Source organism: Butyrivibrio sp. AE3006, assembly GCF_000424165.1.
GTDB lineage: Bacteria > Bacillota > Clostridia > Lachnospirales > Lachnospiraceae > Butyrivibrio.
This window is the reverse complement of the sequence record NZ_AUJJ01000017.1, coordinates 60587-84192: the sequence shown is the minus strand read 5'-3', so window position 1 is coordinate 84192 and position 23606 is coordinate 60587. Positions and strand designations below refer to the sequence as shown.

Genomic DNA, 23606 nt, shown 5'->3' with positions numbered 1-23606 from the left:
AGAAAAACGTGGACTCAAAAAATGTAGCAGTCATAGGCTCCGGAAGCTGGGGTATTGCCCTTGCCTGGAGGCTTCACAAAAATGGTTTCAATGTAACACTTTGGGCCAGAAGGGAAGAAACTGCAAGTAAGCTAAGGTCAGAAAGGGAAGACAAGGATAAGCTTCCCGGAGTTATTCTTGATAAGGACATCAAAATTACTTCCAATATGGAAGAAGCACTTAAGGATGCAGGAATGATAGTTGTTACTGTGCCTTCTGTGGCTATCAGAGAGGTATGCGTCAAAATGAGACCATATCTGGCTGAGGGAGAGGAAAAGAGGATCATTGTCAACTGTTCAAAGGGTATTGAAAAGGATACTCTTATGGTTATGTCAGATGTGATTCTGGATGAGCTTCCGGGCAGTGAAGTGGCTGTTCTCTCAGGACCTTCACATGCTGAAGAGGTAGGTAAGGGCTTACCCACTACAATTGTTGTAGGTGCATTCTCCAAGGAAAGTGCAAGAGAAGTTCAGAATGTATTTATGGCTGAGGAATTCAGAGTTTATATAAGCCCTGATATGCTCGGCATAGAAATCGGTGCAGCCCTTAAGAATGTAATTGCGCTGGCGGCAGGTATTGCAGATGGTCTTGGATATGGAGATAATGCCAAGGCTGCTCTTATCACCAGAGGTATAGCTGAGATGTCAAGACTTGGCGCTGCCATGGGCGGTGACTATGAGACCTTCTCAGGACTTTCCGGAATGGGAGATCTGGTTGTAACCTGTGCTTCAATGCATTCAAGAAACAGAAGAGCAGGTATCCTCATTGGACAAGGGAAAACTGCAGCTGAAGCTACCGCAGAGGTAAAGATGGTAGTTGAGGGTATCAACAGTGCTGAGGCAGCGCTTGCCCTTGCAAAAAAGTATGAGGTGGAAATGCCCATCGTAGAGCAGATAAACGAAGTACTGTTTAATGGCAAAGAGCCCAGAGAAGCTGTGAAGGAGCTTATGCTTCGTGAGAAGAAGGCTGAAAACGAATTGCAGGAATGGTAAAATTCCTGTTGACGGCGCCGACTTTGTTGCTATAATGAATCTGGAAACTAAAATATTTATTAGCAGAGTAGAATTTGACGCGTTAAGTGCTGTCTGTACAGGGAGTTGACAGATGGACGAAGGGAAACCGCGGTGTCAGGTTCGCATCCCGCTGCTGCATATAGAATGTGCTGATTGGCACCTCTTTGTGCAGAATGCGTGTCTGCAAAGGAGGTGTTTTATTATGTCACAAAATTATCTATCAAAAGAAACAAACGAAGTAACTGTAAACAGATGGATAGCATCACTGAAGGAATTCAAACATCTTAAAAATGTTACATTCTGCGGTATGCTTGCAGCTATAGCAATTATCCTTGGCTATGTTGCTACTTTTAACATCGGAAACTACATTAGGATTGGTTTTTCAGGACTCCCCAATCAGATTGTGGATTATCTCTTTGGACCTGCTGTAGGAGCGATTTTCGGAGCTGCTCTTGATGTGATCAAGTGGTTTCTTAAACCCACAGGTGATTTCTTCCCGGGCTTTACCATTAGTGCAGCCCTTGGCGGAATAATCTACGGTTATGCCTTTTACAAGAAGAATATCACTATTGTGAGAGTTCTGGTTGCACAGCTTATTGTAAAGGTATTTGTAAATATCTGTCTCAATTCTATATGGCTTAAGCTCCTGTATGGTCAGGCACTGCTTGCCATGCTTCCCGGAAGAATTATTTCAAACTCCGTAATGCTTCCGATTGATACCTTTATTACTTTTGTAATGTTAAAAGCTATCGATAAAACGATAAGACCGATGTTCCGGTAATGTTCGCCGGCATGCAGTTGTTCAAGGAAACGATTGGATGCCGGTTTCTTTTATTAAGAAATAATAAATAATTAGTTCACACAAACGACACATTTTATGTTATTATATTTTACGTTGTGAATATAATTCAAAAGGGATTCTCGTGTTATACAAGGAGATCTTGTGAAAAAGTTTTGAGGATTTCGGAAAGAGGGTAAAATGAAGAAAACATTAAAAACAATTGTGGCTATGTTTCTTGCACTTGCAATTGCATTAACATGTGTACCGCAGACAGCTGAAGCTGCAGCTAAGATTACTACAGCAGGCGTTGGTAAGACAAAGAACGTACAGATGAAGCTTTATAAAGGTGCCGGCAAGCATACAGCTAAGGTAAAGTTCAACGAGATGTCTTATGTTGGAACAACAAACGGTTTCAATGTTTATCACGTAACTATTACAGTTAAGAACACAAAGATTTCTCAGGCAGAAGCTAACGGACTTAGCAAAGAGTACAGAAAGAAGTGGTTCAATAACTGGTATTCAACAGCTCTTGTACTTACAGACAGCCAGGGTAACGATATCAATGGTGTAAAGGCAGCAATTGATTCTTATGATTATCAGGTTAAAGATTCCGGTAAGTATAAGAAGACATCTAACTACACAAAGGGCTGGTACAGATATCATGATACATTCCGTTATCCTAAGACAAGAACATTCAGCTTCTATGTAGATGTTCCTGCTTATGAGACAGATGTATATGTAGGTATTGCAGGTCTTAAGAACGGTCAGCTTACTTCAACAAAGGAGATCCAGTATAAGTATGGTACTATCAACTGGAAGCAGGCTGGATTTGGTGGCAACAAGAAGAACATCGTAGCTACAAAGGTTCAGTAATTTCGACTAAAATATTTATTGCTTTAGAATTATAAACTGTCACCACGAATGTTACGTGGTGGCAGTTTTTTTGATATAATTTGCATTGATAATACGAATAGGCATTGGAAAGTAATAGCAGTGTATATGGGGATATATTGCTGAACCAGCAGCGCAATGCCCGATTACTTTTATGGGAGGTTAAAATGAAGAAAAGGTTTCTTGCGATGGCAATTTCTTTGTCATTGGCTACTCAGGCTGTCATTGGTTCCGGCAGCATTTCAGCTTCAGCTGAGTCAGGAGCCACATATCAGTCTGAAGAATCAGAAAATGTATCCACTGAAGAAAACTTAAATAACACAGAATCTGATACTGAAGACAGTTCATCATCTGATTCTGAAAGTTCGTCCGGAAGCTCTGATGAGCAGAATAATGAAGGCGCATCAGACGGAACTACTAGAGAAGCTCCGACAGAAGATGCTTCAGAAGGATCAACTAGAGAAGCTCTGACAGATGATAATTCAGGTGATGGAGCTTCAAATAGAGATACATTTGAGGATGGTACTTCTAAAGATGATAGTACCAAAACAGATAAGGTAAACGATGAAACTCAGGCAGATGAAAATTCTGAGAAATCTGAAGGCACGGATGAAACCGCAGTTGCGGAACCTGATGAAAATAGCGAACTACCTACTGTTAATGGTACTGAGGGGGATTTTGACAGCTATGAGGATTATGAAAAATACCTTAAAGAACTCTATGCATCAAATCCATACTATAGTGAGACCGGAACACCCTGGCTTAGAAACTTTGAGTACCATATAGAAGGTGATACATTAGTTCTTGATAAGAATACATCCTTCGAATTTGGTGATGGTCTTATGATCATACCTTCCGGGGCTGTAGTTGATGGAAATAATTATAATGTTGAGATCAATTTATCAAGTGATTTCTTTTGTGATGAAACAAGAAATAACGCCATTGCAGTTTGCTTTGGCGGAAGCTATTCTTCAACTCTTGGGATGCTCAAAGAATTGGAAAATAGTCCATATGCTCACGAATCAGGCATAGACTTTTCACGAATTACAGCAGTAGCACAATCAATTTTTCCTAACTGGTATGACCAACCTGATCCCCTACCTATGTCTGTAGGATCACGTTGGGGTGATGTGTGCGGCTCTAATAATATGAGTGCATATGGTAATGCTGAATTGTTATTTAGAGGATTTGTATCAGAGTTCTATAATTTGAGTGATTGTAATTTCTATAATGTCGAATCCGTTTCACAGATGTTTATGGAATCAGGCATTAAATATGTTTGTGGATCCACAATTCCACAAACAAACAATTATGGTTCGATGTTCGCAGGAGCTCAGAACTTAAGCAAAATATCAGAATTATATCTTAATGATGGTAATTATGACCATATGTTTTGCAAGTGTGATGGCCTTAGGGAAGTTAGGCTTACATATGGCAGCGGAACTGTTTATGCAAACGGAATGTTTGAAGGTTGTCAGAATCTTGAAAATGTGGATATAGGATGTAGTTATTCGGATTACGCCTATAATTATGATGATGGCTATTACATGACTGTAGGAGGAATGTTTTCAGAATGCGTGAACTTGAATTCTGTAAATATAAATGGAGTTAATATCGCTGGTATTGAAGGCATTTTTGCAGGATGTCCAAATCTTAACGTAGTTAGCTTTAAAGAATCTAAATGGATAATAGATTGTTTGCCTGAAGAATATGAATATAGTTTTGGAAATTTATGTTCAAGATATATGAAAGAGGGTGCTGAGAATTTTAAACTGTTTGATGAGAGAGCTCAGTTATCAATGTTTGAAAACTTTGAAGATATTATCATCAAATGCGAAGATTGCCGTAATCCTTATATCTTTTTAACCGGTTCTTTATTCAACGAATACGATGGAGATAGTCAGAAATATTATAGGGGAATTGACTTAAATACCCCCAAAAACTGCATTTTACAGGCCGTACACCCGGCAGATGAAAAGCGCATAGAGTTTTATGATGATGAAAACTCTGAGCCATTTTCCTTCCAATACTTGGATAAAATCGATATACTGCCTAATTACAAGCCATATGATTATTATATGTATGGCAGTGATGGCTATACAGTGAGCGGATGGTTTACAAAGAAGAGATTCGGTAGAAAAATAGAAATAGGTGATAGCGCAGAGGATTACGGGAAGGTATATGGCTTTTACCAGTTCCCTTATGAGATACAGTACAATGATGAAATGGCTAGTTTTTACAATGGTGATTTTAATCGTAGTACATATAACGTATCTGATTTAAAGTGGAAAGAGCTTAAGAGCAAGTTAAGCAAGACTGAATACAAGAATTTAAAAGATATCTTCAAAGTTATGATGAAGCCTGATTATAAAGGCATATGCTTTGGTATTTCACTTGCGCAATTAGGTGCACATGCAGGACGATTGAATTCGAATAAGAAAATACATGATTTTGACCCTAAAAATGCGAAAGATAGTGAAATTCTTACTCTGTTGCAAATGTCCCAGAATACAACTGCATTCAAAAATGTATTAAAAGAGTACAGTAAATATGATGGTGAATATAAACTAATTAAACTTGTAAATAGGGCACTGAAGGTAAAGGAAGAGGGCCCTGCGATGCTAGTATATAATGTTCCAGGATACAAAGCAGAAGGGATGACTGTAGAAGGAGGAGACCATGCTGTTGTTATCGATGGATGTGAAGCAGTAAACAAGGTTATAGAGGGAACAAAATATACGTGGAAAATTAGTGTATATAATATTGAGAGTTGTGAAGGGATGGAACTTTCTGATTTATATGCATCGAATAAAGGTAGTTTATCTGATTACGATATATATGTAAGTGAAAACTATTTGAAAATGACTAATACTTGCGGCGGGGAACTTGATTCTCGACCAATAGATGGCTCCAAAGTATTAGCGATATTTGATGATATCGATCAGCTGTACTTTTTTGGAACTTTCAAAGCTAAGAAAAATGGTTACAACATCATCAGTGTCGCTAAGGGTACTATCAAGAAAATCGGTGACTTCTTAACAAAGATTGGAATAATCTCTGGTGATGAAGCGGTTGCTAATGAAGAGTACTTTGTAGATTATACTGATGAGTCTTACGACAGCAGCGAGCCGATAGAGATTACTCCCGGTGAGGATGGCGTAGAGTTTACATATGAAACTCAGAATCAGGTTATAACCTTTAAGTCAGATTCCAAAGAGCCAGTTAAGGTATTTTATGATGTAAATACTGATGATTACAGAATCGAGGCTGTTGGTGGAAGTTCTATAGAAGTTGAGACTGTAAATGATAATGGTGCTTCATTTGGAACTGTGCTTAAGGGAAATGTTAAGGAATCAGGAAAAGCTATAGAAGTATCAACTAATAATGGTCAGGTACTTATAAATAGTGATGCAGAGCTTGATGCTGAATTATATGTAGAAGACAAGGACGGTAAAGTAGCTGATATAGATGCAAAAACCGTTACAATTAACGATTCAGCAGCTGATAGCAAAGTAGAAATCAAACTGGATTCTGATAATGATGGAGAATGTGATGACAGAACCATTGATGTAAATTATACAAATGATTCTGTATCTTCAGTTAATGATTCTGAGAGCCAGAATTCAAATAATGGGGATAGCGAAAATAAGCCTAATCAGAACCAGAATGGCGAAGCTGCTAATGTACAGCAGAATACAGCTGAAACTGAAAACAGCAGTAATGCTCAGGTAAATAATGAGGCTGTAGTTGAAGTAGGAACTGAGTTCACAAGCGCTGGAAAGTTTTATAAAGTTACCGGTGAGGGTACTGTGAAGATCACAGGGCTTGAGAATAAAAACGCTAAATCACTTACGATTCCTTCATCAGTTGTATATGAGAATAAGGCTTATTCTGTTACTGAAATAAATTCAAAAGCCTTTAAGGGACTTAAGAAGCTTCAGAAAGTGACCATACCTTCATCAATTACAAAGATTGGAAGCAAGGCATTTTATGGCTGTTCAAAGCTTAAGAGTGTCACACTCAAAGCAAATAAATCACTGACAGTTGGCAAATCTGCATTTAAGAAGGTGAATTCTGATTGCAGTATTAAGGTAAAAGGCCTTAAGAAGAAAGACAAGAAGAAGGTAGTAGAAAAAGTAAAGAAGCAGACAAATGGTTCTGTAAAGTAAATTATGGTATTTAACGGAGGCTGCTGCACTATGTGTGGCAGCCTTTTATGTCTAGGGGATAATCAGACTTTTTGATGGGGACAAGCGCTTTGGGTTACACATAAAATATATTTTAGACTTATTTTATCAATATATACCATGCTTTTGAGTTACAATATATTTGTAATATAGTGTATTTAAGCGGGAGAGACCGGTTTGAAACTATTACAGACATCTTTAAATGACATATTTGAGACAACGATTCAAAGTTGGGTAGATCATATTAATTCAAATAATAGGATTGCTTTATTCCATGTTTATGTTCCTTATGATTATAAAAACAAATTTGAAAAGCTGGAGTATGTCAGAAGTGTTTTGAAAGAAAAGGCTCCTGCAATTCCTGTTATCGGATGCAGCGCAACCGGTGAAATTTTGAATGGTAAGATAAATGATAAAGATATAGTAGTTACAGCCATGGTTTTTGATGATCCCGGTACCGGCATAGAAGTTCGTACAACCTATGATCATACTGAAGAATTAGATGCTGACGCTGTATTTAATGAGGTAAAGAGTATACCTCACATCAAGGGCATTGAAATCCTTACAGTTGCTACTAATGATGAGTTTGAGAATGCCGCTGAAATCGTTGACAATCTACCTGAAAGTATTGTTATTTATGGCGGCGTAGCAGTAGGTGATGATAATCATAAGCCCTTTGTTTTTGCAGGTGATGGAACCATTAGCTATACGGGCTCTGCATATGTTATTTACAAGGGAAAAGACCTGCATATCCAGGCAAACAGAATGTTTGGATGGAAGCCTATAGGTTATCCGCTAGAAGTTACCAAAGCCGAAGGCTGTGTTGTTTATGAACTTGATGGTAAGCCGGCCTATGAGGTTTATAACCATTATCTCCATATAAAAAAAGATCAAAACTTCTTTTATGATGCCTTAGAGTTTCCCTGGGAAGTTAGTGTAGGTAAAGATACTGCCTATATAAGGCATGCTAAATCCGTAAATCCTGACGGATCTATTGTGATGTCATCTAACATTCCGCAAGGTAGTTGCGTCAGATTGACATTCGGTGATCCCAGACGAATCATCAAGCATACTAAGCAGACTATTCAGATGATACTTGAATTTGCACCCCAGGTAGTAAATATGGTTAACTGCATGGGACGAAAGCTTTTTTGGGCAGAAAATGAAGATATTGAAGTATCACTAATATCCAAACATATGGAATCAACAGGTTTTAGCGCACTTGGTGAGATTCTCAGGTACAAGGGAATGTCACTAATTAATAATCTTTCCATCGTGACTGTAGCTATGAGAGAAGGTCCGCCCGGTATTGTGCCGAATTTTGATTTTCACGAAGCTGAGCTAAGTACAAACCTGCCGGTTACTGCAAGGCTGGCAATATTTATCAATACAATTACTGAAGAAATAATGGAAAAGAATGAGCAGTTAAATGAAATGCTCTATAAAGCGTCACATGATGCACTGACAGGTCTTTTAAACCGTGGTGCAATAGAACGGCTTATATATGAGAATAATGAATCGGTTTCGGGTGAAGACCTTAACTGGCATCTTATAATGTTTGATGTGGATGATTTTAAGAAAATAAATGATAGGTACGGACATTCTAAAGGTGATGCAATTTTAAAATACATTGCTGATACACTTTCAGATTATATTTCTGATATCCCAAATGCAGAAGCCGGGCGCTGGGGTGGTGAAGAGTTCATGGTATTTATTTCAGGTCATGAAGTATCCAAGGTAAAAGAAATTGCTGACACAATCCACAGTAGAGTAAGAGAAAATTCAAAAAATGATATGTTGGTCACCATCAGTGTTGGTGCTACTAGCCATCACAGCGATGAAGCTATACAGGACACACTGGATAGAGTAGACAAGTTCCTGTATGAAGCAAAAGAATCAGGAAAAGATCGGGTTTGTACCGATTTATGATGGATGATCAGAATTTTTGATAGCTTGAAAAACTGTGAGAGTATGTCAAGTTAAGAGTGTATGTTTTTTGAATTTAGGCATTAAAATACCGCCCGGATGAAATTCATCCGGGCGATGTTTATGTTCGTTTGCAATACATGATTTTGCAGTTTTAGCCGCAGGAAATCAGAATTACTTGTAACTGCCATCTGAATTAGAATAGATATAAGAGGTGCTGTTTCTCTTAAGTACTGTTATGTAGTTAACACCTGTTGTGAAGGTCTGGCCATTTACTTTCTTGTAAGCCTGAACATATACGTAGTATGTCTTGTTCTTCTTGAACTTCTTCTTGCCATACTTGCTAACTGTTACAGAGCCCTTGTTTGCTTTTACGCTCTTAACCTTCTTATAGCCGGAATTAGCTTTATCAGATACATATACGTTATAGCCTGAAACACCGTCCATCTTCTTCCATGAAACCTTGAGCTTGGAACCGCTGATCTTAGCACCAACTACAGCATCTCTTGCTCCCTTTGAGGGCTGTGTAAAGAAGAATGCAGTCGGGCTCCAGTCACCATAGTATGTAACACCATTGATGGTTGCATAAGAACGAACCTGTGCCTTATAAACGACATAGTTCTTGATTTTCTCTGAGAAGCCTGTGCCTGTTGTTATTCCTGAATCAATTGTCTTGCCCTTGTGATTCTGGAACAGGTATTCATAACCATCAGCAGCGGTCTGTCTATCCCAACCAATGTCAAGCTCTTCGATGAAACGGTACCAACGAAGCTGGTTAAGACCTGTTACCTGACCGGGAGTGGTTTTAATGGTTGCGGAATCCTGAAGTACAGCAGTTTTGTTTTCAATAGTACTTTCATATCTTCTTGTTTTACTATTGTATTTTCGAACTGTCCTTGAATAATCGCAATAAAGATATACTTCATATTTTGTTCCGGGCTTTAATCCATTAAAAACATAGCTTGTAGCATTTGTGTTAGCGATGGGAATCTGTCGTGCTAAAGCATTGCTTGAGGCAGTTTTAGAATCCTCTGCATAACCAAGATATAAAGATTTGATTGTTATGTCCTTACTTCCAATCGCATTCCAGTTAATTGTTACTGAATTCTGTGTTTGTGCTGTTTGTGTTATAGTGGTGTAAGCTTTAGCAGATGTAGCACGAAGACCAAACACGAGTAAAAATGCTGCCACGTATAAAACTAAACGTGACAAGGTTTTGAGTTCTTTCTTCATTACCCCTTTTCCTCCATTAACTTTCCTTCGAAAACTATTTTCTTCAAAATGTTTTCCTATTTATAGTACGCTATCTATTAAAACGTATAATAGGTCTATCGTCAAGGAAAAATTAATAAAAATTTAATAATATTAATAATTAATTAATTATTGCAGGAAGTGACATTGTATATGTTTTTCTCAGAAATAAGGATTATATAACATAAACCCGGTAAGGAGAGTTGTAAGTGATGGAAAAAGAAGCGATCCGGATCATCAGTAAGGAACAATAATTACTTTTGAATCTTATATGATTGATTTTATAGATATTTAAGAATGTGGATAAGCGGTTTACAGTAAAATGAATATATCTGAAAGGAGGCATTTTATGAGGAGAATAGTTTCTTTCGTCACATCTTTTATAGTTATAGCTTTTACTGTCTTTAGTCCTTTTAATGCTACAAAGGCATCCGCTGTTGCAGGCTTTACAAGCTCTCTTGATTATTCCAAGACTGAGAACTGGCTCTACGACGGGGCATATCCCGAGAATGAAGTCGATGTTTTTATAGTCGCACCTACGGTGGATACTCTTAGTCAGTACAACTCCCAGATCACCCCGGGATATAAAAAGATATTCAGAAATGCCATGAATCAGCAGCAGGCTATTTATGCATATACATGCAGGATATATGCGCCATATTACAGACAGGCATCCATGAATGTTTACGGACTCTCTGATGCAGCAGAAAGAGAAAAGGCCTTGAGTAATGCTTATGTAGATATTTCCGCAGCCTTCAAGTATTACATAGAGCATAAAAATAATGGCAGACCATTGATTATTGCAGGTTTTTCCCAGGGAGCTGATATGTGCTACAGAATTCTTCAGGAATATTACGGAGGTGACTCGGAAAGAGCCGTAAGTCTTAGAGAAAATCTTATTGCTGTCTATGCTATTGGATGGTACATGACAGAAGATATGATAAGTAAATATCCTCAGATAGTTCCTGCCAAGGGCGAGACAGACACAGGCGTAGTTGTTAGCTTTGACTGTGAGGACGGAACAGTAACAGACTCGATGTTTATGCCTGCAGGTTCTAAGGGCATTTCCATAAATCCGCTTAACTGGAAAACAGACAGCACCAAGGCTGACAAGTCTCTTAATAAAGGATCTGTAACACAGGATAGTAAAACCGGTGCCATTACTTCTGTAGAAAAGGGAAAGTATGGAGCATACATTGACCCTGAAAGAGGCAGTCTTGTGGTAACAGGGATAAATACAGAGGAATATCCACCTGTACTTTCAATTTTCCCTGAAGGATGTTTGCACCTATATGACAACTTCCTGTTTTTTGTTAATCTCCAGGAAAATGTTCAGAAGAGAACAGATGCATTTTTACAGAAAATAGCTGCCCTTGATGCAGCTTGAGCTTAGGACATTAAGCGGGAATACTTGGCAATTCAATTGCATGGGAGCGCACAGAATTGACTTGACATCACAGATAAAATATAGATAATTATTATTTAAAGGCTTTGAACGGAACAAGTAGTTCATTGTACCGGCCACAGAGAGCAGCCGTTTGGTGAGAGGCGCGGACACGGACTTTGAATGAATACCTCCGGGAGCTGCATGGAAGAATGATGAAACTTATCTAGTAAGCCATGACGAGAACCGAGCGTTAGTCGGAAGAGTATGAAGTAAATGCAGATTTTTAGATGCTTTGTTTATCCTAATAAATTATGATCTAGCATGAGCGGAGTACTTGCTGAGGCATGCAGCGTGAGCTACATGTGAATGAAGGTGGTAACACGAATTTTTCGTCCTTCGTAACTGTAATTGGTTGCGGAGGACTTTTTTTTCGCAGCCTAAGTAAAAGGAGGCAAAACAATGCAAATCTATGAGGAACTCAAAAGAAGAGGTCTTATCGCTCAGGTAACAGATGAAGAGCAGATCAGAGATCTCGTAAACGCAGGAAAGGCTACATTCTACATCGGCTTTGACTGTACAGCAGACAGCTTAACAGCCGGTCACTTCATGGCACTTACACTTATGAAGAGACTTCAGATGGCTGGAAATAAGCCCATCGCTCTTATCGGCGGTGGTACAACCATGATCGGTGATCCTTCAGGAAGAACCGACATGAGAAAGATGCTCACAAGAGAAGATATCGATCACAATGCTGAGTGCTTCAAGCGTCAGATGGAGAAGTTCATCGACTTTGGCGAAGGCAAGGCTATCATGCTTAACAACGCTGACTGGCTTCTTGACCTTAACTACATTGATCTTTTAAGAGAGGTTGGAGCTTGCTTCTCAGTAAACAACATGCTTAGAGCAGAGTGCTACAAGCAGCGTATGGAGAAGGGACTTTCATTCCTTGAGTTTAACTACATGATCATGCAGTCCTACGACTTCTATTACATGTTCCAGAAGTACGATTGTAATTTAGAGTTTGGTGGTGACGACCAGTGGAGCAACATGCTCGGCGGTACAGAACTTATTAGAAGAAAGCTCGGCAAGGACGCTCACGCAATGACCATCACACTTCTTACAGATTCTCAGGGTAAGAAGATGGGTAAGACAGCAGGTAACGCTGTATGGCTTGATCCCAAGAAGACAACACCTTACGATTTTTACCAGTACTGGAGAAACGTTGGCGATGCCGATGTTGATAAGTGCCTTAAGATGCTCACTTTCCTTCCCATCGAAGAAATCGAGGAGATGGAGAAGTGGGAGGATTCCAGAATCAACGAGAAGAAGGAAATCCTTGCATTCGAGCTTACAGAGCTTGTTCATGGAAAAGAAGAAGCACAGAAAGCACAGGACGCTGCAAGAGCACTTTTCGCAGGTGGCGGAGATCTTGCAAACGTTCCCGCTGTTGCACTTAAGGAAGAGGACTTTAGAGATGGCGTAGTTGACATCCTTCAGGTTCTTGTAAGCTCAGGTCTTTGCCCTACAAGAAGCGAAGCTAGAAGAGCAGTTCAGCAGGGCGGTGTTATGTTCAACGACGAGAAGGTAACAGACTTTAAGACCACTTACACAAAGGATACCTTCGCAGGTGAAGGCATAATGGTTAAGAAGGGCAAGAAGTCCTTCAAGAAGGTTACACTGTAATAAATGATTCAGGCGGCGAGCTTGATTTACCGGATATTTGAATATAGTAGATATGTGATATTGGGGCCGGCAATATGCCGACCCTTAATCATTTCGGTAAAGCGGAGTCAGTATCTCTCCATAAATACCTATTCTTTTTGGTATACGCGAGACTTTGATATTTTTTCTGTAAATAAGGAAATCCTATGATAATTTAGGTTCATGAAGGATGTGGTCAGATTGGCTACATCCTTTTTTGAATATACAGTCTGCTATCTTATATGGCAATGATTTTCTTATATTGTTTTGTGGCTATACTTGGTATATAATTTAGTCACAAAGGAGGTGCACGTTATGCAGATAGTTCCAATGAGAGATTTAAAAAACACTGTAGAAATAGAACGCAGATGTGCTGAATCAAATGAGCCTGTCTTTGTTACCAAAAATGGATATGGCCGGCTTGTTGTGATGGATATAGATTATTATGAACGTACTATGAGAAAGATTGATGAGGCTTCTCTTGTCAACAAGGGTATTTCAGACTACGAGAACGGCCGGACTGTCGATGGAAGGAAATCTTTGAAGAAGCTGAGGAAAAAACATGGTCTTTGAAGGATATGATTACGATTTTACCGAAATTGCAGAAGCTGATATCGATGAGACCCTTTCGTATATCGACGATGATTTAGCAAATCCAGATGCAGCGGCTGCATTTGCAGATACTCTTGAAGATAAGCTTGAAGAAATATGCAAGAATCCCAAAACAGGGCGACCTGTCGAGAATCCTTTCTTAAAGCGTGATGATGTTCGCAGATTCCTTGTTGATAACTACATTGCCTACTACATTATTGACGATGAAAATGCAAGGGTTGTCGTTCTTAGAGTGGTTTATGGTAAACGTGATCAGGATAAGATTTTGAAGGATTTATGACACCACAGCCCTTGCTATATAGCACATAATATATCTAAAAATCGGAGATGCTCATATTGAACACCTCCGATTTTACCGTTTTATTTAACCTTTACACTCTTAGATTTGCTCCACTTGGAGTATATATCTTTTCTCCGCCAGATTTCTTATATGTTCGGATTCTGACATAGTATTTTTTCTTAGACGTAAGTATTCTTGCTTCTGATCAAAAGAAGTGATTTAACATAATATTCATTAAAATTCTCAATGAAAACTCAATAAAATGTTGACATAAGGAATAAAGAGTAGTAATTTATAATCATACATATGAACAAATATTCATATGTAAATATAAAACATAATCATACTTGAAATAAAACACAACATAACATAAGTAATTTGAAAGAATGACAGTTTGTGCTGATGATTAATAAAGAGTAAGGAGGGCAAATGGAACACTATAGCTGCAAATTCGACGAACTTCCAAATGAGGAAGAGATGTATGACCTTGCTGAACTGTTTAAGGTCTTTGGTGATTCCACCAGAATTAAAATATTGTTTGCGCTTTTTGCAGATGAGTTCTGTGTGAATGATCTTGCTGATAAACTTCGTATGACTCAGTCGGCGGTATCACACCAGCTTAAGATACTTAAAGTGAATAAGCTGGTAAGAAGCAGACGAGATGGAAAGCAAATGTATTACGCCCTGGCAGATGAACATGTAAGAACCATAATCGCCATGGGACGAGAACACATCGAAGAAGGATGATTAATTTAATACTTAATCAACCCGAATGATAGATGAATCAGTTAACATATCGGAGATCACCTCCGCAAAAATATTTAAATCAAGAAGGAGAAATGAACTATGAAAAAGACCTACAAATGTGAAGTTGATTGTGCTAACTGTGCAGCAAAGATGGAGGATGCCATCAAGAAGCTTGATGGTGTTGTGGATGCCAGAGTTAATTTTATGACTCAGAAGCTCACACTTGAAGCTGCAGATGATGTTTATGACACAGTTCTTAAGGAAGCTGTTAAGGCCTGCAAGAAGGTTGAGCCTGACTGTGAAATTGAAATCTGATTAATAGATAACCACTGTAACTATCTACACTATATTTTCGACCTTTATTGGAAATGCCAAAGGAAGATTAAAAAAAGACACAGGACCGGAGATATGTTATGACTAAGAAAATGAAAAAAACCAGAAACAGAATAATTGCTGTACTTATAGTGTTTGCAATACTTCTTGTATGTGAGCACACAGGACTTATGGACAGCCTTCCAAAGGTGGCGGTATTTGTGATTTTCCTTATACCTTATCTTGTAATCGGATATGACGTTCTTAGAAAAGCAGCAATAAATATATCTCACGGACAGGTTTTTGATGAAAACTTCCTTATGATGATCGCTACCTTTGGTGCTTTCGGAATAGGCGAATATTCAGAAGCTGTGGCAGTTATGCTGTTCTATCAGATCGGTGAGCTTTTCCAGAGCTACGCTGTTGGAAAATCAAGAAAGTCTATAGCTGATATGATGAGCATCGCTCCTGAGTATGCAAATCTTGAAAATGAAGCAGGAGAAATCGAGGAGGTTGACCCTTCTGATGTAGAGATTGGAAGCATTCTGGTTATTAAGCCCGGTGAAAAGATTCCTGTAGACGGTATTGTTGTGGAAGGTGATTCGTTCATTGATACTTCATCCATTACAGGTGAATCCGTACCCAGAAGAATTACTGAAGGTGCTGATATAATCAGCGGATGTGTAAATAAGGACAGCGTTCTTAGAATTAAGACTACAAAGAAGTACGAAGATTCTACAGTTGCGAAGATCCTTGAGCTCGTTGAGAATGCCAGCAACAAGAAATCCAGGATGGAGAACTTCATCACCAGGTTTGCAAGATATTACACACCTGTTGTAACATTCGGCGCTGTACTTCTTGCACTTATCCCTCCGATTCTTGGTCTTATGCCATTTTCGGATTCAATAAAAAGAGCATGTATTTTCCTTATAGTATCCTGCCCCTGTGCACTGGTTATTTCAGTTCCTCTTGGATTCTTTGGAGGAATCGGAGCAAGCTCCAAGAAGGGTATTCTTGTTAAGGGAAGTAACTACCTTGAAGCCATTGCCAATGTAAATACCCTTGTTATGGATAAGACTGGAACCATCACAAAGGGTGAATTCAAGGTTAAAACAATAGCTGTAAATCCTTCCGCAAATATCGATGAAGAGCAGCTTCTTAAAATGGCAGCTCACCTGGAAGGATTTTCAAATCATCCAATCGCAAAGTCTATTCAGGAAGCTTACGAAGAAAAGTTTTCTGCTAAGCCGGAGCTTTCAAAGGTAACTGATGTTAAGGAATATGCGGGACTTGGAATAAGTGCAAAGTATGAAGGCGATGAGTATTTTGCAGGTAACTTCAAGCTTATGTCTGAAAATGGCATAGAAGCAGATGAAACCACTGAGCCAGGAACCATAGTATATATCGCCAAAGATAAAAAATATCTTGGATGCATCATAATATCTGATACAATAAAAGAAGGTGCGGCGAAAGCTATTTCAGATGTTAAGACATCGGGAGTATCAAGAGTTGTAATGCTAACTGGTGACAGTAAGAAGACAGCAGAGAGCGTTGCATCAGAGATTGGTATTGATAAAGTGTACTACGAGCTTTTGCCTGCTGATAAGGTAGAAAGGGTTGAAGAACTCCTGAATGATGCTTCTAATAAGGTTGCATTTGTGGGAGATGGAATAAATGATGCACCTGTTTTGATGAGAGCAGATGTAGGTATTGCAATGGGATCCCTTGGTTCCGACGCTGCCATCGAGGCAGCTGACATAGTTCTTATGGACGACGATATCAGGAAGATATCCGATGTCATTAGAATTGCCAGAAAGACTCTCAGAATAGTTAAGCAGAATATCGTATTCGCCCTTTTTGTAAAACTACTGATTCTTGTTCTCGGAGCGCTTGGAATTGCGACCATGTGGCTTGCGGTATTTGGTGATGTAGGTGTTGCGGTAATTGCCATTCTTAATTCCATGAGAGCCCTTGAGGACTAAAAGCCCGCGGGTATTTAGGAAAAATGGATCAAATAGCTTTACTGACTCATTTCCTGCGGGACTAAATGGGATAGGAGTCAAAATATGGCTAAGCAGGAACGTGATATTTTAAAGTTACTTATGAAGCTTATCGGTCACAAGACCGGTGAAATCAGTAACGTAGAGTACTCTCCGCAAAAGCCTCTTTTTCCTGAGGATAATGAGGGAGAGACATTTCTTCCAAGGTCAACACCTGAAGAAATGGGAGTTGATTCAGCTTTTCTTCTTGGTTTATTTGAAAAGCTCTATTGCAATAACAGTTGCCACATACATAAAGTGATGGCAATCAGAAATGGGCATGTAATAGGCGAGTTTTGTGCATCACCTTTCGAAAAGGATGTGTGGCATGTGACACACTCCATGTGCAAAAGCGTAACAGGGATGGCAATCGGCTTCCTTGTTACAGAAGGAAAACTTAAACTTGATGACAAGGTAGCGGATATTTTCAGTAGAAGGAAAAATCCGCTACAGCTTGTGTTCTCAAACGGTATGACCGTTAGACACCTGCTGACCATGACAAGCGGTGTATCTTTTAATGAATCAGGTGCGATTTCAGGAAATGACTGGCGTAAGCTTTTTCTTGAAGCTCAGCAGAAAAATGCGCCAGGTTCTGTCTTTGAATATAATTCCATGAACTCATATATGCTTTCAGCCATAGTCACTGAGCTGACAGGGGAGAGCATGCTTGAATATTTAAAACCAAGACTTTTCGACCCCCTTGGAATCAAAAGAGTGTTCTGGGAGACCTGTCCGCAGAATATTACCAAGGGCGGCTGGGGTATGTTTATGCGCATTGAGGATATGGCAAAGCTTGGAATCCTCTATCTTAATAAGGGCATGTATGACGGAAAGCAGATTTTACCTGAGGAATGGGTATTGGAAGCAACAAAGCCTCAGGTTGAGACGAAAAACGAATCATCACCGGGATACGGCTATCAGCTTTGGACAGGTGCTGACAGGGAAGGGGCTTATACCTTCAACGGAATGCTGGGACAGAATGTATACTGCTATCCTGACCTTAATATGATCATCGTTACAAATGCAGGAAATGACGATCTTTTCCAGGCAGGTAATATGTCAAGGATCATAAGAGGCGAGATGGCAGAAATAAAGGTATCGGATGCTGCCATAGAAGTGGATGAGAAAACTCTTGCAGCCCAGAAAAAGCTTAATGACTTTATCCTTGAAGCAGAAGGAAAGAAATTTAAAAATGCTCTTATTTATAACCATGGCTTTAAAAACAGAAAGCTTGTTATGACAAAGGGTTCATCAAAGAGACATTACAGAAACGTACCTTTGAGCAGAGAGCAAAAGCTCCAGGGTGATAGCGAACAGGGCTTTGAGAGGATTTTGAAAAAATGCCTGAATGGATGCATCTATGATATGGACGATAAGGGTGTTGGCGTTATGCCGCTTCTTATGCAGGTAATGCACAATAACTATACAGATGGAATCTCAAGTATAGGCTTTGAGTATGATGACAGAAGCGATGCCTTTTACATGATCATCAAGGAAGGCGAAAAGGAGATAAAGCTTAAGTGCTGCTCCAGAGAGAACCCTACTTACACAGATGTGGATGAGCACGGCGAGAGCTACAGGCTTTCAGTGATTTCAGAGTTTTCTACAGATGAGTACAACAGACCCGTTCTTAGAAATGAGTTCTATTTTGTTGAAGACTCAACCACCAGAGTAATGAATATTTACTTTGGAAAAAGAGAACCCCTTCAGCATGGTATCTGTTTTGATAAGAACAGGCCTGCTGCCCCTGACAACATAGGAATAAGGTTCGATGAGATACCCGGAAGCGGAATGCTTTTTGGAATCCTTGATCAGTTTGGAAGCCTTGAACAGATTAAGGGAATAACCGGAATTTTCGTAAGCTTTATAAATGATTACGGAGCTATAGATGCCCTTACCCTTGCAATAAGAGATACAGTTCGTCCCAAGCTCCATGGCAAATTGCGGGATGCTGTGGGAATTTCACAGGATTTAGGGTATTATATAAATACTGATGAAAATAGTATCAGTTCAGAAAATGAAGCGATAACGGAGGATGACTAATGGCTACAGCTAAAGAAGTTTTTGAAAAGGTAAATGGATGCGTAGAAGCAATAAGAAAGGTTACGGATTTTAAGCCGAAGGTAGCTCTTACACTTGGTTCAGGCCTTGGAAATTATGCAAGTCAGATTGATATAAAATGTGAGATTCCTTACTCAGAGATTCCGGGATTCCCTGTTTCTACAGTTCCCGGACATGATGGAAGATTTATTTTCGGATATGTGGGAGAGACACCTGTAGTATGCATGAAGGGTCGCGTTCACTACTACGAAGGCTATGATATTAGCGATGTTGTACTTCCTACAAGAGTAATGAAAATGCTTGGTGCAGAGATTCTTTTCCTTACAAATGCATCAGGTGGTATCAACTATAGCTTTAATGCAGGAGACTTCATGCTCCTTACAGATCATGTTTCTGTTTTTGCACCGAACCCGCTTATTGGTCCCAATGTGGATCAGTTTGGCACAAGATTCCCGGACATGAGTAATGTATATGATAAAGACCTTATGAAGATTGTAAAGGATACAGCAATCGAGGATAAGATTTATCTCCATGAAGGAGTTTATGCACAGCTTACAGGTCCTTCCTTTGAATCACCTGCTGAGATCAGAATGCTCAGAACTCTCGGCGTGGATGCTGTTGGTATGAGTACCGTTGTAGAAGCTATCGTTGGTAATCATATGGGTATGAGAATCTGTGCAATTTCCTGCATCAGTAATCTTGCAGCAGGAATGGGCGATCCTCTTTCCCATGAGGATGTACAGAAGGCTGCTGATAAGTCAGGGAAATTATTCGAAAAGCTTGTTACGGACTGCATTAAGAAATTCTAATCAAAAATTAAACTATAAAGAGGTGCAAAATGAGAATCCGTTTTTACAATGCCAGAATCCTTTCTATGAAGGATGGACAGGACATATTTGATGGTGAGCTTTGGACAAATGACGACAAGATCATCTACTGTGACACCACGTCTCAGATAGAGGGTTACTACAAGGATCACCCCGATGCAATGCTTGTATTTGACAGAGAGATAGACTGTAAGGGCAATCTCCTTATGCCCGGATTTAAAAATGCACACACTCACTCTGCAATGACTCTGCTTCGTTCAAGAGCAGATGATCTACCCCTTGCGCAGTGGCTGAACAATCAGGTTTTCCCTGTGGAAGCAAAAATGACTGCAGAGGATATCTATTATCTTACTCAGCTGGCGATTCTGGAGTACCTTGACGGCGGTATCACATCAATTTTTGATATGTACCTTACTCCCGAATCCATAGCGGATGCCTGCAGAGATGCCGGAATGAGATGCGTACAGGTTGGCGCTGTAAACAATTTCAGTCAGTCGGTTGAGCTGGTTGAAAAGTGCTACAACGAGCTTAATGGAAAAGATCCATATAACTCATACATGATCGGATTCCATGCAGAATACACCTGCTCAAAGGAGCTCCTTGAGAAAATAGCAGAGCTTGCTCATAAGTATAAGGCACCAGTTTATACACATATTTCCGAGACTGCTCCTGAAACAGAGGAGTGCAAGGGACGCTACGGCATGAGCCCTTTGCAGTTCCTCGACAGTCTTTCAATGTTTGAATATGGCGGTGGCGGATATCACCTTGTTCATACAGATGAGAAGGATATGGAAATCCTTAAGAAGAGAAATATGTTCGCAGTTACCAATCCCGGCTCCAACACCAAGCTTGCCAGCGGAATTGCACCTATAAATGATTACCTGAAAAGAGGTATTCCTGTTGCTATTGGAACAGATGGACCTGCCAGCAACAACTGCCTCAATATGTTCCGCGAGATGTTCCTTGTAACAGGACTTGGAAAGCTTAAGGAGAACGATGCTTCCTGTATTGATGCCATGGAAGTCCTTAAGATGGCCACCGTAAACGGCGCACACGCAATGGGACTTAATGACTGTGACGTTCTTGAAGAGGGCAAGAAGGCTGACGTTATCATGATCGATCTTAATCAACCCAATATGCAGCCCATAAACAATATTTGCAAGAACATTGTTTACAGCGGAAGCAATTCAAATGTTGTTCTCACCATGATCGGCGGAATAATCCGTTATGAAAAGGGCGAATACAATATCGGAATAGCTCCTGAAGAGATTTATGCTAAGGCAAATGAGATCAAGAGCAGAATAGATAAAGAATTATAATTGGGGAATTTAATGAACGGAGTTTATTTTTTGCTTGGCATTTGCGCATTTCTGTTTGTCCTTTCCTTATTTGGACTAAGGAACGCAAGGGCGGAAGAGAAAAAGTTTTGTAATAAGTTTAAAAAAGAGTTTGGACAAAGGCCTGACAAAAGGCTTTTGTCCAAAAATTCGCATATAGGCGGATATCATGAAAAGCACAAGGGTACGTACTTTGTGGATGATATCACTTTCTCTGATCTTTCCATGGATGAAGTTTTCGACAGAATTAATTACTGCGAGTCATCCTCCGGAGAAGAGTATCTTTACTATATGCTAAGGAATCCTGTTTATACAGATGACTTTTCTGAGCTTGAGCAGGAGCTTGATACTCTTAAGTCTAATGAATCAGAACGTATCAGATTAAAATCTGTTTTTCGAAAAATCGGTAAATCCGGAAAATATTCTATATACGATTACCTGGATCTTTTAAACGGAGCAAAGAGGATATCTGCAGTGCCGCATTATCTGGCGCTTTTCCTTATGGCGGCAGCAATTATTTATATGTCGTTCTTTGGATTTACTGTAGGCTTTATAGCGCTTCTTGTAATTGTCAGCTATAACATCGTGACCTATTTCAGGATAAAAGCACAGATCGAACCATATCTTGTGACCTTTGCGTATATATGCAGGCTCATCAGATGGGCAAATGAAATAGCTGATGAAAAAAGCGAAGCCTTTTCCAGGGAAACTGAAGAGCTAAGAAGCCTTACGGCTACGTTAAGCGGCTTTTCGAGGAATTCCTGGATCGTTATATCAGGTGCCGGAAGGACAGGCAGTGGTAATCCCCTTGATATTCTTGCTGATTATGTGAGAATGATCACTCATGTGGACCTTATAAAGTTTGGAAGAATGTTCGATAAGCTTGAACCCAATAAGGACAGCGTGGACAGACTTATTACACTGATGGGTAAGATGGATGCAGTGTTATCCATCTGTTATTACAGAGCTTCCCTTGATGGTAAGTATTGCACACCTGAATTTGTATCAGATGAAGAATACAGGATAGAAGAAGGATATCATCCTCTTCTTGAGAGTCCAGTGCCTAATTCAATCACACTGAAAAGAGGACTTCTTCTTACCGGATCAAATGCTTCGGGAAAATCAACATTCCTTAAAATGAGCGCCATAAACAGCATATTTGCACAGACTATCCATACATGTACAGCTTCTGCATATAGAGGAAAACTGTATCGGATCTATAGCTCAATGGCACTGCGTGACGACCTTAATCTTGGCGACAGCTATTACATGGCAGAGATAAAATCCTTAAAGCGCGTGATTGATGCAGCTAGAGATAAAGAAGCTGCCCCGGTTCTTTGCTTTGTGGATGAGGTGCTAAGGGGCACCAATACTACAGAGCGAATCGCCGCATCTTCAATGGTTCTTGATTATTTTACAAAGGAAGGTGTTTTCTGCTTTGCAGCTACCCATGACGGTGAGCTGTGCGGTATTTTGGCTGATAAATATGATATCTATCATTTTGAAGGTGATATGACAGGCGGAGATGTTATTTTTGACTATCGGATACGCACAGGACCTGCCACCACAAGGAATGCCATAAAGCTCCTTGAATCAATAGGCTATGATAAGTCCATAGTTAAGGATGCGGAAGCAATGGCAGAGTATTTTGACAAAGAAGGAATTTGGAAGAGGTGTAAATGAAAGTAACTATTTATTCAGATGGTTCAGCAAGAGGGAATCCGGACGGCCCTGGCGGATACGGCACAGTACTTCAGTTTATTGATGCTAAGGGTCAGCTCCATGAAAAGGAGATAAGCGCAGGCTACGATAAGACCACCAATAACAGAATGGAGCTTATGGGCGCCATTATGGGGTTAGAGGCTCTTAACAAGCCCTGCGATGTGGACCTTTTTTCTGATTCTAAATATGTGATAAGTGCCTTTAATGAGCACTGGATAGACAGCTGGATCAAAAAGGGCTGGAAAAAATCAGACGGTAAAGCTGTTAAAAACGTTGAGCTTTGGAAGAGACTTCTTAGTGCGGTCGAAAAACATAATGTGACATGGCACTGGGTTAAGGGGCATGACGGACATCCTGAAAACGAGAGGTGCGACAGCCTTGCAACAACAGCGGCAGACGGCGATCCATCGACGCTTTTACATGATGATGGCGGAGATTTACGCAATTATTGAACAAAATGTAGTAAAAGCAATTTTTAATATTAAAAGGGCAT

General features: G+C 39.7%; 18 protein-coding genes, 1 riboswitch and 1 other annotated feature. Of the genes, 17 read left to right on the top strand and 1 reads right to left on the bottom strand.

Annotated features, from left to right (window positions below):
• Window positions 1-8 precede the first annotated feature (8 nt).
• From G603_RS0109515 to G603_RS0109495, 5 genes are all read left to right on the top strand, one after another.
• On the top strand, window positions 9-1031 hold the full coding sequence (locus G603_RS0109515; RefSeq protein WP_026670087.1) for an NAD(P)H-dependent glycerol-3-phosphate dehydrogenase: 1023 nt from the start codon (window positions 9-11) through the stop codon (window positions 1029-1031).
• A 61-nt stretch (window positions 1032-1092) separates the two neighbouring features.
• Window positions 1093-1187, top strand: a riboswitch (THF riboswitch).
• Window positions 1188-1254: 67 nt separating this feature from the next.
• Window positions 1255-1833 carry a folate family ECF transporter S component gene (locus G603_RS0109510; RefSeq protein ID WP_051207691.1) on the top strand — a complete coding sequence of 193 codons (579 nt, stop codon included), beginning with the start codon at window positions 1255-1257 and terminating at the stop codon, window positions 1831-1833.
• A gap of 198 nt (window positions 1834-2031) precedes the next feature.
• A complete protein-coding gene (locus tag G603_RS0109505) occupies window positions 2032-2706 on the top strand; it encodes a hypothetical protein (RefSeq protein WP_026670085.1) in 675 nt (224 codons plus the stop codon).
• A 185-nt stretch (window positions 2707-2891) separates the two neighbouring features.
• Window positions 2892-6893, top strand: coding sequence for a leucine-rich repeat domain-containing protein (locus G603_RS0109500; protein WP_026670084.1), 4002 nt, complete (start codon window positions 2892-2894; stop codon window positions 6891-6893).
• A gap of 195 nt (window positions 6894-7088) precedes the next feature.
• Complete coding sequence (locus G603_RS0109495; protein WP_026670083.1) at window positions 7089-8840, top strand: sensor domain-containing diguanylate cyclase; 1752 nt, start codon at window positions 7089-7091, stop codon at window positions 8838-8840.
• Window positions 8841-9011: 171 nt separating this feature from the next.
• On the opposite strand, the gene G603_RS21500 is transcribed toward G603_RS0109495, so the two are convergent.
• Window positions 9012-10070: a fibronectin type III domain-containing protein gene (locus tag G603_RS21500; protein ID WP_026670082.1), complete on the bottom strand. Its 1059-nt coding sequence runs from the start codon at window positions 10068-10070 to the stop codon at window positions 9012-9014.
• A gap of 367 nt (window positions 10071-10437) precedes the next feature.
• Here G603_RS21500 and G603_RS19875 point away from each other — a divergent pair, with 367 nt between their 5' ends.
• The 12 genes from G603_RS19875 (at window position 10438) to rnhA (ending at window position 23565) form a co-directional block, all read left to right on the top strand.
• Entirely contained in the window at window positions 10438-11475 is a 1038-nt protein-coding gene (locus G603_RS19875; RefSeq protein ID WP_051207690.1) for a DUF3089 domain-containing protein, read from the top strand.
• 95 nt (window positions 11476-11570) lie between these two features.
• Window positions 11571-11875 (top strand) — a binding site (T-box leader).
• A gap of 59 nt (window positions 11876-11934) precedes the next feature.
• Window positions 11935-13158, top strand: a complete 1224-nt coding sequence (gene tyrS, locus G603_RS0109480; protein WP_026670081.1) for a tyrosine--tRNA ligase — start codon at window positions 11935-11937, stop codon at window positions 13156-13158.
• Between the two features lie 333 nt (window positions 13159-13491).
• Window positions 13492-13749, top strand: coding sequence for a type II toxin-antitoxin system Phd/YefM family antitoxin (locus G603_RS0109475; RefSeq protein WP_026670080.1), 258 nt, complete (start codon window positions 13492-13494; stop codon window positions 13747-13749).
• Window positions 13739-14068: a type II toxin-antitoxin system RelE/ParE family toxin gene (locus G603_RS0109470; protein WP_026670079.1), complete on the top strand. Its 330-nt coding sequence runs from the start codon at window positions 13739-13741 to the stop codon at window positions 14066-14068. Before G603_RS0109475 ends, G603_RS0109470 begins: the two co-directional genes overlap by 11 nt.
• 429 nt (window positions 14069-14497) lie before the next feature.
• A complete protein-coding gene (locus G603_RS19870; protein WP_051198087.1) occupies window positions 14498-14815 on the top strand; it encodes an ArsR/SmtB family transcription factor in 318 nt (105 codons plus the stop codon).
• Between the two features lie 99 nt (window positions 14816-14914).
• Window positions 14915-15130, top strand: coding sequence for a cation transporter (locus G603_RS0109460; RefSeq protein WP_026525721.1), 216 nt, complete (start codon window positions 14915-14917; stop codon window positions 15128-15130).
• A gap of 98 nt (window positions 15131-15228) precedes the next feature.
• On the top strand, window positions 15229-17109 hold the full coding sequence (locus G603_RS0109455) for a heavy metal translocating P-type ATPase (protein ID WP_026670078.1): 1881 nt from the start codon (window positions 15229-15231) through the stop codon (window positions 17107-17109).
• Between the two features lie 84 nt (window positions 17110-17193).
• Complete coding sequence (locus G603_RS19865) at window positions 17194-19209, top strand: serine hydrolase domain-containing protein (RefSeq protein WP_051207688.1); 2016 nt, start codon at window positions 17194-17196, stop codon at window positions 19207-19209.
• Complete coding sequence (locus tag G603_RS0109445) at window positions 19209-20036, top strand: purine-nucleoside phosphorylase (protein ID WP_026670077.1); 828 nt, start codon at window positions 19209-19211, stop codon at window positions 20034-20036. The genes G603_RS19865 and G603_RS0109445 overlap by 1 nt, the downstream gene beginning before the upstream one ends.
• A gap of 29 nt (window positions 20037-20065) precedes the next feature.
• Window positions 20066-21373, top strand: coding sequence for an amidohydrolase family protein (locus G603_RS0109440; protein WP_026670076.1), 1308 nt, complete (start codon window positions 20066-20068; stop codon window positions 21371-21373).
• A 12-nt stretch (window positions 21374-21385) separates the two neighbouring features.
• Entirely contained in the window at window positions 21386-23074 is a 1689-nt protein-coding gene (locus G603_RS0109435; protein ID WP_026670075.1) for a MutS-related protein, read from the top strand.
• The gene (rnhA, locus tag G603_RS0109430; RefSeq protein WP_026525716.1) at window positions 23071-23565 is read left to right on the top strand and encodes a ribonuclease HI; all 495 of its coding nucleotides are present in this window, start codon (window positions 23071-23073) and stop codon (window positions 23563-23565) included. The genes G603_RS0109435 and rnhA overlap by 4 nt, the downstream gene beginning before the upstream one ends.
• Window positions 23566-23606: the final 41 nt, after the last annotated feature.